This is a genomic window from Hyphomonas sp. UBA4494, assembly GCF_002388935.1.
Lineage (GTDB): Bacteria > Pseudomonadota > Alphaproteobacteria > Caulobacterales > Hyphomonadaceae > Hyphomonas.
In genome coordinates this window covers 1-14,777 of record NZ_DGNK01000035.1, presented here as the reverse complement: position 1 = coordinate 14,777, position 14,777 = coordinate 1, and the positions used below count along the sequence as shown (strand labels likewise).

Below are 14,777 nucleotides of genomic sequence, written 5' to 3'. Positions count from 1 at the left end.
CACCTGCCAGTCGATGTTCGCATACATCGTCAGATTTTCACACAAGGCTTTCACTTTGATGTCAAAATGGACTGACCGAAAACTGCTGATAACGGGTCTGGCCGGTACCGTCATTGCGACACCTTCTTGTTTTGCATCAATGAGCATGTGCCTCAGCCCCGGCCGGGTACCAAAAATGGACAGGCTGAACCTTGAAGCTGCCTGCGCCGAGTGCACTCGGCGGGGCATCCAGGTGAACACATCGATGCGTACGAGCGATCCCGCGGTCTTCGCCGCAGGCGAATGCGGCGACAGCGGCCTCAACCTGATCCCGGCCACGCCTCCGACATCGGGTCGATGGTGTGATTTTGAATACTTGATCGAGGCCGCGTCGCCATGCCTGGTCACAAGCCAAGGAAGAAATAATGAATCAAACCGTAAAGACAGGCGATTGCTGCTCCGTCAATAAAAACGGCGACGACAGCTATGACCTCATCGTCATAGGTGCTGGCTCGGCCGGGTTTTCGGCTTCGATTAGCGCGGCCGAGGCCGGCAGGCGCGTGGCCATGGTTGGGCATGGCACCATCGGCGGCACCTGCGTCAATGTCGGCTGCGTGCCGTCCAAGGCGATGATACGGGCCGGTGAAGCGGTGCATGCTGGTACAGCGGCGGCACGGTTTCCGGGCATTGAGCCCTGTGCGCAGAGCGTGGACTGGTCGGCGGTCGTCAAGGGCACGGCCGATCTGGTCGACGAGATGCGCCAGAAAAAATACATCGACCTGCTGCCTTCCTATGAGAATGTCACCTATATCGAGGAAGGTGCCGCACGCCTGATCGAAGGCGGGATTGAGGTCGGCGGGCGGATCATCGCTGCACCGAAGGTTCTGATCGCCACCGGCTCGCGCCCTTTCTTGCCGGAAATTGACGGGATCGAGACCGTGGAGGCGCTCGATTCCTGGGACCTTCTCAGCCTGCCCGATCAGCCCGAAAGCATCCTGGTCCTGGGCGGCGGCTATATTGGCTGTGAACTGGCGCAGATGGCGTCGCGGCTGGGCGTCAAGGTTACACTGGTCACGCGTTCGCGCCTTCTGCCCGGCGTGGAACCGGAAGTGGCCAAGGCGTTGACCGACGCGTTGAAGGCTGAGGGTGTCGCGGTCGAGACCGGCCTGTCCTACCGATCGGTGAGACGGAGTGACGGCGGCGTCACGCTGACAATCGAACGGAGTGGAAAGCCTGTGACCCTCTCCGCGCAGCGGCTTGTGGCCACCACAGGCCGGGTGGCCAATTCCGAAGACCTCGGCTTGCGCGAGTTCGGCATCGAGACCGATGCGCGTGGATCGATCAAGGTCGGAGCCGACATGGCCACAACGCGGCCTGGCGTCTGGGCAGCGGGTGATGTCACCGATCGCGACCAGTTCGTCTACATGGCCGCTTATGGGGCCAAGGTGGCGGCCAACAATGCGCTCGGGCTTCTGGATTTGCGCTATGACAATGCGGCCATGCCCTGGGTCGTGTTCACCGATCCGCAGGTCGCCGGCGTCGGCCTTTCCGAGGTGCAGGCGAAGGCAGCCGGTCATGACGTCAAGACCAGCGTGCTGACGCTGGACCACGTGGCACGCGCCGCCGCCGCCCGCAATACCCGCGGCGTCATCAAGCTGGTCGCGGATGCGAAGACCGACCGCCTCCTGGGCGGACAGATCGCGGCGCCCGAAGGGTCTGATGCGATTCAGACGCTGGCTATGGCGTTGAAGTTCGGCATGACGAGCAAGGCGCTTGGCGAGACAATTTTTCCATACCTGACAACTGTTGAAGGGTTAAAATTGGCGGCACAGACGTTCGACAAGGACGTGGCGAAGCTTTCATGCTGCGCAGGCTGAAACCAATTTTAACCGCAACGGGGCCTCGCCAGTCCAGCCAGATCAGGTAACGTCCCAGCCATGGATATTCGCGCGACGTTGTTGATCTATGCTGGCGCGGCAGCCGCCGAAATCGCCGGTTGTTTTGCATTCTGGGCCTGGCTGCGGCTTGGAAAGTCCGCTTTCTGGCTGGTTCCGGGGATGATATCCCTTGTTGTATTCGCTTGGCTGCTGACACTGGTGGAAGCGTCTGCAGCCGGGCGCGCCTATGCCGCCTATGGTGGGGTTTACATAACTTCCTCGCTCATCTGGCTATGGACCATTGAGGGGGTTCGTCCCGACCGCTGGGATCTGATAGGGGTTGTAACCTGTCTGATCGGGGCTGCGGTTATTCTTTTTGGTCCGCGCATGCCAGTTTGACGCTATGGCGAAACGGGTCTTTATCGTCTTCCCTTTAGCTCGATCGGGGACAGTGCCGGAGTATGCCGCCTTACTGATCTGGAGGGTTGTCCGGATAGACCGTTTCTTGGTCCGGGCAGTCGCGGCCATTCGCGGGAATGCTGCAAATTTCCATGATGCGATGAGAACCGTCCCGGCCCCGTTTGACCTGGAAGATCACGTCATCGCCTTCAGAGAGGTCAGTCAGCTCAAGATCGCCCATTAAAGCGAAACTCATGGTCATCGCGCCCATGGCGATGCCTTCGAAAGGGCCATGGTCGATGGTGACCCGGCCGTCGTCGCGATCAAGGGATGTGATCCTGCCCGTGGCCCGTCCAGTATCGCCGGGCATAGCTTCATCTGCCTGTTCGAACGGTTCAGGCCTGGTCTGGTCCGCAGGGCCGGATGCTGGCGGCGTTCGGCTTTCGGGGTCACTGCAGGCTGTCAGGGAAACGGAACCTAACAAGAAGGCAGCAATCAGAATTCTTTGAGTCATTGGGATTTCCTGGTGAACTTATCGGGAGACGCAGGCATTCCGGCCGCGGAACGCGGCCGGAACCTGATTTACGATCTTTTTGGCTTGAAACAGAGGACCGGCTAGTGATCGGTGTCGTCATGATCCTTGCCTGACATGCCGGACATGGATCCGTGTCCGCCCATGTTGCAGTCCATCATGCCGTCGCCTTTCATCATCGACATCATGGATTGCTTGAAAGCATCCGGATCGCCGCCGATCGGCATCATCATGGCGATATCATAATTGTCGCTGTCGTCCTGCTTGAGCATGAAATGGACGTTGTCGCCATTCTCGAATTTGTCGAGCGCAACCATTCCGCCGACCTCGAAGTCCATTGTCATTTCACCCCAGCCGATCTTCTTGATCGGATCGTGTGAAATATTGACGGTTCGGGCATCCAGATCGACGCCGTTAATGACGCCAAAGCCGGGCGCCATGTCGCCGCAGCAGCTCATGCCGGACATGTCCATGTCTTTCATGCTGTCCATTTTCATGCCGGCCTCCTGGGCGAGCGCCGGACCAATCAGGGCCAGTCCGAGGATTGCGCCTGTGACTGCTGTCTTTCTGACGAGGGTTTTCATCGTTTTCTTCCTTTTTGATTGTCAGGCGCGGCTTTCAACAGAGGCCCCCGATGCGCGCCGGGACGGGGGAATAGGGTGGATGGACACGGGACTATTATTTCGACCTCAGATATTTGATGAGGGCAGCGATCCCGAGCAGGAGGAGGAGCACAGCAAGCAGCATGAACACCGTGCCGAACAGGCCGCCACCCATCATGCCGCCGTCGATCATCATTCTGCCTGATGAGCGATCCTGCGCGGCCGCCGGCAGCATGGCGCTACTCAGAAGCAGTGGAAACAAAAGCGGAATTTTCAACAGGTGTCTCGTCATGGTTTTTCTCCTTCGGGGGTGAATGAGCCGGCCCGGTTATCCGGTTCGGCCCGGGGTAAATCTGATGGAATCTGCAGCCCGACCCGGATGTAGTAGATGGCCGGGATCACGATCAGGGAGAGGATGAGGGTTGAGGCCATGCCGCCAAGCATGGGCAGGGCAATCCGGCGCATGACGTCCGATCCGAGGCCGTCGGTCAGGAAGATCGGGGCAAGACCTGCAAAAATGGTCGTGACCGTCATCAACTTCGGCCTGACGCGCATGGCCGCGCCCTTGCTGACAGCTGCGAAAAGCTGGCTCCTGTCAGACGGGTTCGCCTTGCGGACTTCCGCGTCGATATAGAGCAGCATCACGACGGCTGTCTCGACCGCGATGCCGCCCAGGGCGATGAAACCGACCGCGACGGCTACTGACAGATTGTAGCCTGCCAACCAGACGGCCCACATTCCGCCGACCAGGCCGAATGGCAGGCTGGCCATGATGATCAGGGTCCGGTCGAGCCGACCGAAATGTAGCATCAGCAGCAGGAAGATCAGTGCAATCGCAGCTGGAATGGCGATCTTCAGCCGCGCATTCGCTTCCTGCATCTGTTCATACTGTCCGGAGAACTCCACCGCATATCCCGCAGGCAGGTCGACGGCGTTGGCAATCACCTGTCCGGCGTCTGCAACATAGCTGCCCATGTCCCGGTCCGCGATATCGACGAAAACCCAGCCAGTCAGCCTGGCATTTTCCGATCGGATCATTGGCGGGCCTTCCGCATAGGAAATGTCCGCCAGTTCGCTGAGAGGGATATGGGCGCCGGACGGGGCGGGCACGAGTATCTCTTCCAGGTCTGTGGCACTCTCACGAAATGGCCGATCATAGCGCAGGATGATGTCATAGCGTTCCCGGCCCTCGACAGACTGGGAGAGTGTCATGCCGCCCAGGGCGGTTTGGATCACGGACTGGAAGGCTGCCATGTCGATATTCCGCCGGGCGAGTTCGCCCCTATCCGGCGTGATCTCGAGATATTTTCCGCCCATGACCCTGTCGGCGAAGGCCGAGCGCGTTCCGGGTACGTCCGAAATGGCCGCTTCTATGTCCCGGGCAATGGTCTCAATCTCTGTCAGATCATCGCCCGTAACCTTGATGCCAATGGGCGTGCGCACACCTGTTGAAACCATGTCCATGCGAATCTTGATCGGATAGCCCCATGAATTCACGAGGCCGGGCATTTGCAGCTTGGCATCGAGCTCATCGGTGATGTCCTCGACCGTCACACCTGGCCGCCAATCCTCCTTCGGTTTCAGCTTGATCCAGGTCTCGATCATGGTGAGTGGCGCTGGATCGGTTGCGGTATCGGCGCGCCCGGCCTTGCCGAAGACACGATCGACTTCTGGCACGGTCTTGATGACGCGGTTTGTCTGGCCAAGAATCTCCCGCATCTTGGTGGATGACACGCCGGGCAGGGTGGTCGGCATGTAGAGGAGCTCGCCTTCATAAAGGGCCGGCATGAATTCCGAGCCGATCCTCTGGACCGGCACGATGACGGTGGCCGTCAGCGCGAGCGCAAGGGCGACCGTGATCCATTTGAACCTCAGGGCTAGATGGAGCAGCGGTTTGTAGGCCCAGACGAAGAAGGCGTTCAGGGGATTGGCTTCCTCGCGCCGGAACCGACCCCGCATCAGGTACAGCATCAGAACCGGGACAAGTGTCACCGACAGAATGGCCGCGAAGGCCATCGCATAGGTCTTGGTATAGGCGAGAGGACTGAAGAGCCTGAAGCTCTGACCGGTCAGGGCAAAGACCGGCAGGAAGGAGACCGTGATGATGAGGAGTGAAAAGAATATGCCGGGGCCGACTTCCTGAGCCGACTCGACCAGCGCTTGGCGGCGCACGCTCGGATCGGGTTTCGGTCCCAGATCCGCCAGTTTCCGGCTGGCATTCTCGACAAGCACAATCGAGGCGTCGACCATGGCGCCGATCGCGATGGCGATCCCGCCAAGTGACATGATGTTCGCTGTGACACCTTGCCAGGACATGATCAGGAACGCGCCGAGCACTCCGAGCGGCAAGGTGATGATGGCAACCAGAGACGACCGTACATGGAGGAGGAAGATCAGAATGACGAGAGCAACCGCGAAGCCTTCCTCGATCAGCTTGTCTTTCAGATAATCGACCGAACCCTCGATGAGAGGCGCGCGGTCATACACAGTGACAATCTCGACGCCTTCTGGCAGCCCGCGCTGGAGACTATGAAGTTTCTCCTTCACACGTTCGATCACCGACAGCGCATTCTCGCCATCGCGCATCACCACGATGCCGGACACAGTTTCGCCTTCGCCATTGAGTTCGACAATGCCGCGCCGGAGGGCCGGGCCTTCGACAATCCGGGCGACATGGCTCAGCTGGACGGGGGTGCCATCCTCTGCCTTGACCACGACCTGTTCGAGATCAAGTTTCTCATCGACATAGCCTGATGAGCGGATGACATATTCCGTTTCGCCCTGTTCGAGCACGCGGCCACCGACCTCGCTCGAGGCGGCGCGGACCGCGTCACGGATACGGGTGATCGACAGGTCGTAACTTCTCAGGCGATTGGGATCGAGTAGCACCTGGTATTCCCGGACAAAACCGCCGACCGAAGCGACTTCAGAGACCCCTTCCACTCCGGCGAGTTCAAGTTTCAGGAACCAGTCCTGCAGTGAACGCAGCTCGGCGAGATCGGTCTTGCCGGTCTTGTCGACCAAGGCATACTGATAGACCCAGCCAACGCCGGTTGCATCCGGTCCGATCTGGGGTACGGCGCCTTCCGGGAGTTCGGATCCCAGCCGGGACAAGGCTTCGAGAACGCGCGAGCGGGCCCAGTAGAGGTCAACATCATCGTCAAATATGACATACACAAAACTGGTGCCGAACATTGAGGAGCCGCGCACGTCCTTGGTCTTCGGCAGACCGAGAAGGTTCGTCGATAGTGGATAGGTGACGAGGTCCTCGACAATCTGCGGGCTCTGGCCCGGAAAATCGGTGCGAATGATGACCTGGGTATCTGTCAGGTCCGGCACTGCATCGAGCGGCGTGCGCTGGATCGCCATCCACCCGGTCACAGCCAGTGCAGCGGCGAGCATGAGGACGATGAGCTGGTTGGAAACCGACCAGGAGATCAGCTTTGCCACCCATGATTTGGAGGGGTCTTGCCCCGCGAGGTTTCTGTCGTTTCGTTCAGTCATGACTGTCCCCCGAATGCCCAGGGGCCTGGTCAGCGCCAGTCTCGCCGTCATTGGTCGTCATCGACATGCCGGCCATCGGGTTGGGCCAGTCAATCCGTTCGGCTCCATCTGCGCTGTACGGATTGGCCGGTTTGTCTTCTTCCTGCAGCCAGTACCGGCCCGTTGCCATGTCCCGGTAGAGCACCAGACCAGCCTCGCTGTAATGCTGAGGTGCGCCTTCCAGCAGCCAGGGTTTCAAGGCCTCGACCAGGTCTGAGAGTTGCGTGGCAAGGTCTTCGCGGTCCGTGGCGTTTTGCGCGGCGGCGAGAGCGGTTTGCGTAGCATCCATGACCGGTGCCAGTTTCGTGTTCGCGTAACGGTCCCGCAGCACTGGCACCAGGGCGAGCGCCGGATCCACGAATAGCGGATCGATGTCATACCCGTCTGTCAGGGCCTCGTGGAAGTAGAGCGCCATGTCAGTGAAGTGATCGACTTCGGCGAGGGCTTTACTGTCCACCGGTATATCGAAGAGCGGTGTTTCCGGACTGGCCGCACTCGCATCTGGAGCTTCCAGCTTAGCAAGGCCTTCTTTCAGGTTGGCTTCGCTATCGAGCAGGAACTGCCCGCTGGCGACGACCATGTCGCCGCTTTCCAGACCCGACAGGATTTCGGTCCGGCCATTGGCCGAAGTCCCGGTTTGCACGGCGCGTCCGGAGAAGCGGCCATTGCCTTCGGCGATGACGACACGGGCGCCCTCGCTACCAAGCAGAATGGCTTCACTTGGAACCGAAAGACGCGGTCGGCCGCCGATATTCAGCCTTATGTCCGCATAGGCGCCCGGGCGAAGATAGCCCGACACATTGTCCACTTCGATCCGGACGTCGGCTGTACGGGTTTTCGGGTCGATTGTCGGATAGATATAGTCGACCTGGCCTTTACCGGGGGCATCGGGCGCGCTCGGAAAATCGAGTTCGGCCGGCATGCCTGCCTGCACTAGCGGCAGGTCGCTCTCCGGCACAGAGGCAATGACCCAGACATCGGCATAGGATTGCAGGCGCAGTATGGGTGTACCGGGTTTGACATAGTCGCCATTGCGGACCTGAAGCTCGGCAACCGTGCCGCCGGCTTCTGCGTAAACTGGAACACGTTCAATGACCTGGCGGGTTTCGGTCAGCCGGTCGATGGCCGCATTCTGCATGCCAAGGGAGCGCAGGCGTTGGCGAACCGACGCGATGCGCGCTTCGTTGCCGATCTTGAACGAGTTCAGATAATCTTTCTGCGCGGCGATCAGGTCCGGACTGTAGATCCGGTAGAGGAGACTGCCGGGGCGGACGGTGTCGCCCTCGGCATTGACCGCCAGATTCTCAATCCAGCCTTCTAGCCGCGAGACGGTAACATTTTCGAGCCGTTCATTGGTCTCGACCGTGCCGAAGGCTCTCAGTACACGGCTGAAATCCCCGGTCTCGGCAGGTGCTGTCCGGATCCCCATGGTCTGGATCATTTCCGGCGAGACGGCCACGCCCGATCCGGTGTCATCGGCATAAACCGGGATGTAATCCATGCCCATGGAATCCTTTTTCGGAACGGGCGAGGTGTCCGGCTTGCCCATGGGATGCTTGTAGTAAAGGATTTCGCCTGCTGAGCTCGTTGGTTCCTGGGCCTTGTCGGCAGGCACCAGGTCCATGCCACAGATCGGGCAGGTGCCGTCCGGATCGGTCGAAATATAGTGAGGGTGCATGGGGCAGGTGTATCGTTGCGTCTCGCTCGAGGCGTTCGGCTTTTCACCCTGGCCGCCCGGTGATCCGCCCGGTGCGCCGCATGCGGCGAGCAAGAGGGCGGCAGATGCGGTGCCCATTATCAGGAATGTCTTTTTCATTGTGTCACCAGGAGGGCATTCAGGCGTGCGATCGCAGCGGCCTTGCGGGCCGTTTCAGCTTCGATTTCCGCCCGGAGTTTGAGAATGGCGATCTCGCCGTCAATGATCGGCGCATAGCCGCCAACACCGGATTCATAGGTAATCAGCTGGGCCTCGACTTCGTCTTCGACGGCAGCGATCTTGACCTGCAGGACGTCGATACTGGCATCGGCCGCGCGGATAATGGCGTCCCGGGACGCATACTGGGTCGCCGCATTCCGTGCGGCGGCCTGGTAGCGTTGCTCGGCGCCGGCCCGCTCGGCCTTTGCGGCGCGCAAGTTCGGCGCCTGCTTCCTTTCGGCCCAGAGCGGAACCGTAAAAGTCACCATACCGGAGACCCAGTCATCCCCCGCGAACATCGCGCCTTCATCGCGCTGTTGATAAGTGAGCTGGGCCCCCCATTCTGGCTTCCAGGCCGCGCGGGCCTCGTCGATACCGTAATCGGTAACGCGGACGGCCGCGTCGGCAACACGCACGGTATGGAACTCAAGCGCTGCGCCGGACCAGTCTCTTTCAGTCAGGGGAGGGAGGCCGGTCGAAGGGACCAGTCCGACGAGTTCGATCAGGCGCGCATCGGTCTCGGCTTCCTGCCGATCAAGATCAACAAGCGTCCGGGAAACTTCTGCCCGTTCGCTTTCAATTTCGGCAAGGCGATAGACGGCCGGGCGGCCCGCGTCGATCTCGGCCTCGACAATGTCGACAAGCTCGTCATATTTGGCGTTTCGCGCTTCGGCGAGGGATCTCTGCCTGGTCAGTCTAGTCTTGTCAGCGAGAAAAGCGATGAGTTCGGCGCGCAAGGCCGCATAACGGGCATCGCGAACCGCCTCGGTCTGTGCTGACATCGCCCGGGCTTCACCGGCGCGGGCTTCACGGCCCGCGAAGCTCGGAAATTGTTGCCGGATACCAACGGCTTTATTGGTCGGCAAGTAACTGTCGAATGAGGGATCGAAAATCGGAATGTTGTTGATCCCGAGGGATACGACCGGGTCCGGGAGTGCGGTTGAGGCGACTGCACGCTCCCGGTCGGCTTCGGCATCGTAACCGAGAGCGGAGAGGCTTGGATGGGCCTCGAGACGGGCTTCAAGCTCGGCAAAGCTCTGAGCGCTGGCAACCGCCGCAAGGGGCACAGCGGCAAACGCTGCGACCAGCAGCATTCTCGAAATGTGGGGCATGATAAAACAGGCTCTTCTGAATTGTGTGAGACGATGACGACGGGCTGCTGTGGCAGCCGCAGGTCATCGCTCTCAATTCAGGAAGCGCTGCTTTAGCGATATTGGCGTGTGCTGGACGATATCCAGCCGAGGTGGAGGCCCGGTCTTTAGTGTTTCGCGCTCTGGCAGGAATGCCTTTGGTGGGTTAGCGAGAACCGCAGCAAATTCTGCGTCTACATTCGCAACAGGTGCAACTGGATTGGCGTCACTGTGCGCCTGGATAAGCATGGGTGCACAGTCGTATCCCGCGGGGCAATCAGACGATGACGCCTGATCTGTATGCCCGGTGTCGGCCATGGCTTCCATCGCCATGTCATGACAGGGATGATTGCTGCTCATTTCAGTCGGCGCGGTTTCGGAGGCCCCGACCATCAATGGACACGCCATGACCGGATGAGCCGCCATGAAGGCAGCGGCAAACAGTGTCAGGAGGCGGGTCACAAACTGCATCATTGTTCAAATACGTGAAAAGATTAAAACTTTCATTTCAACAAACTGTGAGGCCGCTACTTCTTGCGGCCACCAAGCACAGCAACAAGTTCCTCGACCTTTTCACGCCGGTCATCGACATTGCTTCCGGTCAGGGCATGATCCACACACGTTGCAATATGGTCATCCAGGATAACGGCCTCGAGGCCGACAAGCGCGGCCTTCACAGCCTGCACCTGACGAATGACATCAATACAATACCGGTCGTCGGACACCATCTTCGTGATGCCGCGCACTTGTCCCTCGATGCGGGCAAGCCTCCGGGTCGCGGCCTCTTTGGTTTCAGTCTTCATGGCAAATACCCCATACAGGGTATACATATGGGGACCTCGTGAAGCAATTTCCAGTCTCTTTATGCGTCAGAAACGAAAGGTTCAGCCCAAGATGGACTGACAGTCATCACTCAATGGCATTTCCCGCTGCGCTCCACGCCTTCATCGAGCCGATATAGACATCGACGTTCGAGAAGCCCTTCCGCATGAGCTGCGAGGCGGCAATGGTGGCCCGGGCGCCGCTTCCGCACATGACGGTGACGGGCTTGTCCGGGTCGAGGTCACTGGCCGCATCAGGCAGCTTGCCGACATAAGCGTGCTTGCTGTCCTTGATATGGCCGCTCTCATATTCGTCGATGGCCCGGACATCGAGCAGGGTCCAGCCAGCGGGCGGGTTGTCCACGCGCGCGGCGACGGTTTCGGTATCGACGAAGTCGAGTGTGTCGAGCGGGCCGTTCTGGACCGCCACGGGCATGGCGCCGCTGACAAATCCGCTCACATTGTCGAAGCCGATCCGCTGAAGCGTGGTGGCCGCATCGACCGCCTGGTCGTCATCGCGCGCTACCAGCAGCACCGGTTTGTCGCCTGGCAGCAACCAGCCCGCGAAGGCGCCGCGGATCAATGACCGCAGCTTCGCCATCGGCGCTCAGGAAGTAGGAAAGGTGGGCAAGGCCCTGTGTCTTGATCTTTTCGAGTCTCGTTCTGTTTCGCTCCTTTTCGGGATCGAACGGGTCTGACTGGACGTGGAAGGCGCGTTAGTCCTCCGCGATGGCTGCCCCGGCAGCGTCGTCTGGATTGAGCGTGCCTTCGAAGGGGGGAACGGGGCGGCTCGCCGCCTCGCTTTCCGTCGATGCCGGTCCATTTTCCGCGATGTCGGAAATCAGCCATTCCATTTCCTTGATCTCGCGGCGCTGCGCCGTGATGATCTCGTCGGCAAGCTCGCGCACACGGACATCCTCGATGCCGGCGCGTTCACTTGTCATGATGGCAATGGAGTGGTGGGGGATCATCGCTTTCATGTAGGACCGGTCGTCGACAGTGCTCTGGCTGCGCACCAGCCAGAGGGCCAGGACGAACACGACCGCAGCGCCAATGAAAATGCCGAAATTGATCCGGCTGTCCTTGTACATGTTGAGCATGAAGCTCAGCATCACGACGGCCATCGCGGCGCCCATGATGAAGGCCATGTAGAAGCGCGTTTCGCTCCAGCGAACATGCTCCCACGCATAGGTGTTGAGGTACATCAGCCCAAACATCACGATCATCGATGTGATGATCATTGCGCCAAACCGCCAATAACTGTTCTTCATATCCACTTTCAACATCCTCCTTATACAGTGGTGGGGTATTTCCACGACTAACGGAGAAGTGTGTGAACAGGTTCCGAGTTAATCCGATGCTTGAATTCCGCCTGAAGTTGGACCATCCATTTGGTTTCGCATCAGGAGGAAAATGAAGGATGCCGAGCACGAAATCAGCAGGAAACCATTGAGTGATTCCAGTCCCGCCAGGAACCGCGAATGTCCGGTTGGATAGATATCGCCCAGCCCAAGCGATGTGTAGTTGACGAGGGAGAAATAGAATATGTCCATGAACCCGTCCGCTTCGCCGCCCTTGAAACCACCCAAGTCAAAGGCATCCAGTAGCGTAAAGCTGGTTGCATAGAGCGCTGCCTCAGCGAGGTGCGCCAGGCCTGCACCTACGATACCCGAAACAACGATCGGGAGACCTGAACGCGCTTCATGGTTCAGGCGTCGGTGCAGATGCGCCAGTGCGAGATAATGCACCGTGCTTGCCAGCACAAAAGTGAGCAGTCCGATCAAGGTTGCGATGATCATGAATGGGCTTTGTGCTGGTCGTTTCCGGACTCCTCTCCGGGAGGATTGTCGCGGAGACGTTTCAGAAAGAAATGCTCGAATGAAAAGACTGCAGCCATGCCGAAAGCCGCGATCAGGATGATGACTGGATCGGCTTGCCACTTCAGGAGGAGGAAGGCGATCAGGACGACGGCATCGAGCGCTATCGCACAGATAAGGATTGCGGGTGCGGCGCCGACATCCTTTCTCAAATGCCGGAAGACGCCCCAATGGATGATGATATCCATGACCAGATAGAAGATTGCGCCAAGCGAAGCGATGCGACTGAGATCGAAGAAAGCCGCGAGCAATCCGGCAGCCACAACCGTATAGACGAGCGTATGACGCTGTACCGTTCCGGGCATGCCGAAATGTCTATGCGGAATCAGGTTCATGTCGGTCAGCATGGCGAGCATGCGGGAGACGGCAAACAAGCTGGCAAGCAGGCCTGAAGCTGTCGCGATGATCGCAATCGTTACTGTGAACCACAATCCATAGTTTCCAAGTGCTGGCCGGGCCGCTTCGGCGAGGGCATAGTCCTTCGCCGCAACAATCTCCGAGACAGTGAGGGTTGATCCGACAGCGAAACAGACAAGGAGATAGATGAAAGTGCAGATCGCAAGTGAGATCATGATGGCCCGCCCGACATTGCGGGTCGGTTGCTTCACCTCGTCGCCACTGTTCGTGATGGTGGTGAATCCCTTATAGGCCAGGATGGCGAGCGCGACGCCGGCCAGGAACCCACCGGCAGATGTGCTGTCAGCGAAACCGTCTGCTGCTGGCTGGAAGCTGAATCCGGCAGCCCAGATCGCAATAAGCGCGAAAATCAGTATGCCACCAATCTTGAGAATAGCCGTGACCTTCGATACGCCGCCGATCACCTGATTACCGGCAATATTTATCACGAAAGCCAGGATAATCAGTCCGATTGCCAGCAAGGGGACGAATATGCCGCCCTCGACGCCAAACAGCTGCAGCGTGTACGTACCGAACGTGCGGGCGACCAGGCTTTCATTGATGATCATCGAGAACGCCATCAGCAGGGCGGCGCTTCCGGTCACGGTAGACGGGCCGTAAGCGCGGCGGAGTATCATCGCGATGCCGCCGGCGCTAGGATACTTGTTGGAGACCTTGATATAGGAATAGGCGCTGAAGCCGCTGATGATGGCTGCCGTGAGGAAGGCGAGCGGAAACAGGTCGCCGGCAAATTCAGCGACCTGACCGGTCAGGGCAAAGATGCCGGCACCGATCATCACGCCCGTCCCCATGGCGACGGTGCCCGCCAGCGTCAGTGACCCTTGCTTGTAGTCATCCTCACTCATGGTCTTGCCTGTTCGGAGACCAATTGCGTTCCCCGATAGGAGGCATATGTCCTGGCATCCTCTCCAGAGAAGATGATGACATCATACCGATCTGGCGCGTTCGGTGTTTCCATGCCGGGAGAGCCTTGCGGCATGCCGGGCACCGAGACGCCGTTGACGTCAGGCTTTTCTTCGAGCAAGCGTCGTATTTCCCGAGCGGGAACGTGACCTTCAACGACATATCCGTCGACTTCTGCGGTATGGCAACTCATCAGTTCATCCCGAACACCAAGCCGTGACCGAATGGGTGTCAGGTCCTCTTCCTCTTTCACGATGACGTAGAAACCCTCGTCATGCAGGTGGTCCACCCAGGCGGCGCAGCAACCGCACCATGGCGTCTTGTGTACAGTGACTGTTTGCGCGTTGGCTGCGGGTGACGCGGAGAAGAGCATCACGCCCGCTATCAGGGCTGCAATCATCAGCGCACCGAGCGCGCTCATAGCAAGTGGTCTGGACATGTCTGTGCTCCGGAAAATTAGAGTTTAAGGGTTCTCAGCCGCAAGGCGTTGCCGATAACAGATACGGAGCTGAAACTCATGGCGGCCGCCGCGATCATCGGGCTCAGTAACAAGCCGAAGAAGGGATACAGAATGCCAGCGGCAACCGGCACGCCAAGCGTATTGTAGAAGAACGCGAAGAACAGGTTCTGGCGGATGTTGCGCATCGTGGCGCGCGCCAGCCTCCGGGCGCGGACGATGCCGTCGAGATTGCCCTTCACGAGCGTGATCCCCGCGCTCTCTATCGCCACGTCGGCGCCGGTGCCCATGGCGATGCCGACATCGGCCTGCGCCAGCGCCGGGG

16 protein-coding genes and 1 pseudogene are annotated in these 14,777 nt (G+C 59.4%); 3 read left to right on the top strand and 14 right to left on the bottom strand.

Features of this window, described 5'->3' with window-relative positions; all coding sequences use genetic code 11:
* The first annotated feature begins 13 nt into the window (after positions 1-13).
* Genes B2P82_RS13970 through B2P82_RS13960 form a run of 3 tightly spaced genes read left to right on the top strand, consistent with a single transcriptional unit; the run spans position 14 to position 2,255 of the window.
* Positions 14-448, top strand: coding sequence for an FAD-dependent oxidoreductase (locus B2P82_RS13970; protein WP_084333201.1), 435 nt, complete (start codon positions 14-16; stop codon positions 446-448).
* Positions 405-1,856 (top strand): mercury(II) reductase, encoded by a 1,452-nt coding sequence (gene merA, locus B2P82_RS13965; RefSeq protein WP_290497571.1) that lies wholly within the window; start codon positions 405-407, stop codon positions 1,854-1,856. The genes B2P82_RS13970 and merA overlap by 44 nt, the downstream gene beginning before the upstream one ends.
* Positions 1,857-1,916: 60 nt before the next feature.
* Positions 1,917-2,255, top strand: coding sequence for a YnfA family protein (locus tag B2P82_RS13960; RefSeq protein WP_084419943.1), 339 nt, complete (start codon positions 1,917-1,919; stop codon positions 2,253-2,255).
* Between the two features lie 70 nt (positions 2,256-2,325).
* Here the strand turns inward: B2P82_RS13960 and B2P82_RS13955 are convergent, their stop codons facing one another.
* The 14 genes and pseudogenes from B2P82_RS13955 to B2P82_RS13890 all read right to left on the bottom strand — a co-directional run.
* Positions 2,326-2,769, bottom strand: a complete 444-nt coding sequence (locus tag B2P82_RS13955) for a copper-binding protein (RefSeq protein WP_290497569.1) — start codon at positions 2,767-2,769, stop codon at positions 2,326-2,328.
* Positions 2,770-2,870: 101 nt separating this feature from the next.
* Positions 2,871-3,371 carry a copper-binding protein gene (locus B2P82_RS13950; protein ID WP_084419942.1) on the bottom strand — a complete coding sequence of 167 codons (501 nt, stop codon included), beginning with the start codon at positions 3,369-3,371 and terminating at the stop codon, positions 2,871-2,873.
* Positions 3,372-3,465: 94 nt separating this feature from the next.
* Positions 3,466-3,681: a hypothetical protein gene (locus B2P82_RS13945; RefSeq protein ID WP_013301490.1), complete on the bottom strand. Its 216-nt coding sequence runs from the start codon at positions 3,679-3,681 to the stop codon at positions 3,466-3,468.
* Complete coding sequence (locus tag B2P82_RS13940; RefSeq protein WP_290497565.1) at positions 3,678-6,893, bottom strand: efflux RND transporter permease subunit; 3,216 nt, start codon at positions 6,891-6,893, stop codon at positions 3,678-3,680. Before B2P82_RS13940 ends, B2P82_RS13945 begins: the two co-directional genes overlap by 4 nt.
* Positions 6,886-8,748, bottom strand: coding sequence for an efflux RND transporter periplasmic adaptor subunit (locus B2P82_RS13935; RefSeq protein WP_290497563.1), 1,863 nt, complete (start codon positions 8,746-8,748; stop codon positions 6,886-6,888). Before B2P82_RS13935 ends, B2P82_RS13940 begins: the two co-directional genes overlap by 8 nt.
* On the bottom strand, positions 8,745-9,959 hold the full coding sequence (locus B2P82_RS13930; RefSeq protein WP_290497562.1) for a TolC family protein: 1,215 nt from the start codon (positions 9,957-9,959) through the stop codon (positions 8,745-8,747). Before B2P82_RS13930 ends, B2P82_RS13935 begins: the two co-directional genes overlap by 4 nt.
* A 72-nt stretch (positions 9,960-10,031) precedes the next feature.
* Positions 10,032-10,448: a hypothetical protein gene (locus B2P82_RS13925; protein ID WP_198019773.1), complete on the bottom strand. Its 417-nt coding sequence runs from the start codon at positions 10,446-10,448 to the stop codon at positions 10,032-10,034.
* Positions 10,449-10,504: 56 nt separating this feature from the next.
* Positions 10,505-10,780, bottom strand: coding sequence for a metal-sensitive transcriptional regulator (locus B2P82_RS13920; protein ID WP_034798806.1), 276 nt, complete (start codon positions 10,778-10,780; stop codon positions 10,505-10,507).
* Positions 10,781-10,886: 106 nt separating this feature from the next.
* Positions 10,887-11,399 (bottom strand): rhodanese-like domain-containing protein, encoded by a 513-nt coding sequence (locus B2P82_RS13915; protein WP_290497561.1) that lies wholly within the window; start codon positions 11,397-11,399, stop codon positions 10,887-10,889.
* Positions 11,400-11,514: 115 nt separating this feature from the next.
* The gene (locus B2P82_RS13910) at positions 11,515-12,069 is read right to left on the bottom strand and encodes a DUF305 domain-containing protein (protein WP_084396446.1); all 555 of its coding nucleotides are present in this window, start codon (positions 12,067-12,069) and stop codon (positions 11,515-11,517) included.
* Positions 12,070-12,147: 78 nt separating this feature from the next.
* A complete protein-coding gene (locus tag B2P82_RS13905) occupies positions 12,148-12,597 on the bottom strand; it encodes an ion channel (RefSeq protein WP_034827464.1) in 450 nt (149 codons plus the stop codon).
* Positions 12,594-13,937: an APC family permease gene (locus tag B2P82_RS13900; RefSeq protein ID WP_290497560.1), complete on the bottom strand. Its 1,344-nt coding sequence runs from the start codon at positions 13,935-13,937 to the stop codon at positions 12,594-12,596. Before B2P82_RS13900 ends, B2P82_RS13905 begins: the two co-directional genes overlap by 4 nt.
* Positions 13,934-14,434 carry a DUF411 domain-containing protein gene (locus B2P82_RS13895; protein WP_034827461.1) on the bottom strand — a complete coding sequence of 167 codons (501 nt, stop codon included), beginning with the start codon at positions 14,432-14,434 and terminating at the stop codon, positions 13,934-13,936. The genes B2P82_RS13900 and B2P82_RS13895 overlap by 4 nt, the downstream gene beginning before the upstream one ends.
* 17 nt (positions 14,435-14,451) lie before the next feature.
* Positions 14,452-14,777 (bottom strand): annotated as a pseudogene (locus B2P82_RS13890) (copper-transporting ATPase); the annotation flags it as partial.

Excerpts from the sequence above, each read along its gene's own strand:
- B2P82_RS13970 (WP_084333201.1), top strand. The coding sequence starts at position 14 with ATGTTCGCATACATCGTCAGATTTTCACACAAGGCTTTCACTTTGATG.
- merA (WP_290497571.1), top strand. The coding sequence starts at position 405 with ATGAATCAAACCGTAAAGACAGGCGATTGCTGCTCCGTCAATAAAAAC.
- B2P82_RS13960 (WP_084419943.1), top strand. The coding sequence starts at position 1,917 with ATGGATATTCGCGCGACGTTGTTGATCTATGCTGGCGCGGCAGCCGCC.
- B2P82_RS13955 (WP_290497569.1), bottom strand. The coding sequence starts at position 2,769 with ATGACTCAAAGAATTCTGATTGCTGCCTTCTTGTTAGGTTCCGTTTCC.
- B2P82_RS13950 (WP_084419942.1), bottom strand. The coding sequence starts at position 3,371 with ATGAAAACCCTCGTCAGAAAGACAGCAGTCACAGGCGCAATCCTCGGA.
- B2P82_RS13945 (WP_013301490.1), bottom strand. The coding sequence starts at position 3,681 with ATGACGAGACACCTGTTGAAAATTCCGCTTTTGTTTCCACTGCTTCTG.
- B2P82_RS13940 (WP_290497565.1), bottom strand. The coding sequence starts at position 6,893 with ATGACTGAACGAAACGACAGAAACCTCGCGGGGCAAGACCCCTCCAAA.
- B2P82_RS13935 (WP_290497563.1), bottom strand. The coding sequence starts at position 8,748 with ATGAAAAAGACATTCCTGATAATGGGCACCGCATCTGCCGCCCTCTTG.
- B2P82_RS13930 (WP_290497562.1), bottom strand. The coding sequence starts at position 9,959 with ATGCCCCACATTTCGAGAATGCTGCTGGTCGCAGCGTTTGCCGCTGTG.
- B2P82_RS13925 (WP_198019773.1), bottom strand. The coding sequence starts at position 10,448 with ATGCAGTTTGTGACCCGCCTCCTGACACTGTTTGCCGCTGCCTTCATG.
- B2P82_RS13920 (WP_034798806.1), bottom strand. The coding sequence starts at position 10,780 with ATGAAGACTGAAACCAAAGAGGCCGCGACCCGGAGGCTTGCCCGCATC.
- B2P82_RS13915 (WP_290497561.1), bottom strand. The coding sequence starts at position 11,399 with ATGGCGAAGCTGCGGTCATTGATCCGCGGCGCCTTCGCGGGCTGGTTG.
- B2P82_RS13910 (WP_084396446.1), bottom strand. The coding sequence starts at position 12,069 with ATGAAGAACAGTTATTGGCGGTTTGGCGCAATGATCATCACATCGATG.
- B2P82_RS13905 (WP_034827464.1), bottom strand. The coding sequence starts at position 12,597 with ATGATCATCGCAACCTTGATCGGACTGCTCACTTTTGTGCTGGCAAGC.
- B2P82_RS13900 (WP_290497560.1), bottom strand. The coding sequence starts at position 13,937 with ATGAGTGAGGATGACTACAAGCAAGGGTCACTGACGCTGGCGGGCACC.
- B2P82_RS13895 (WP_034827461.1), bottom strand. The coding sequence starts at position 14,434 with ATGTCCAGACCACTTGCTATGAGCGCGCTCGGTGCGCTGATGATTGCA.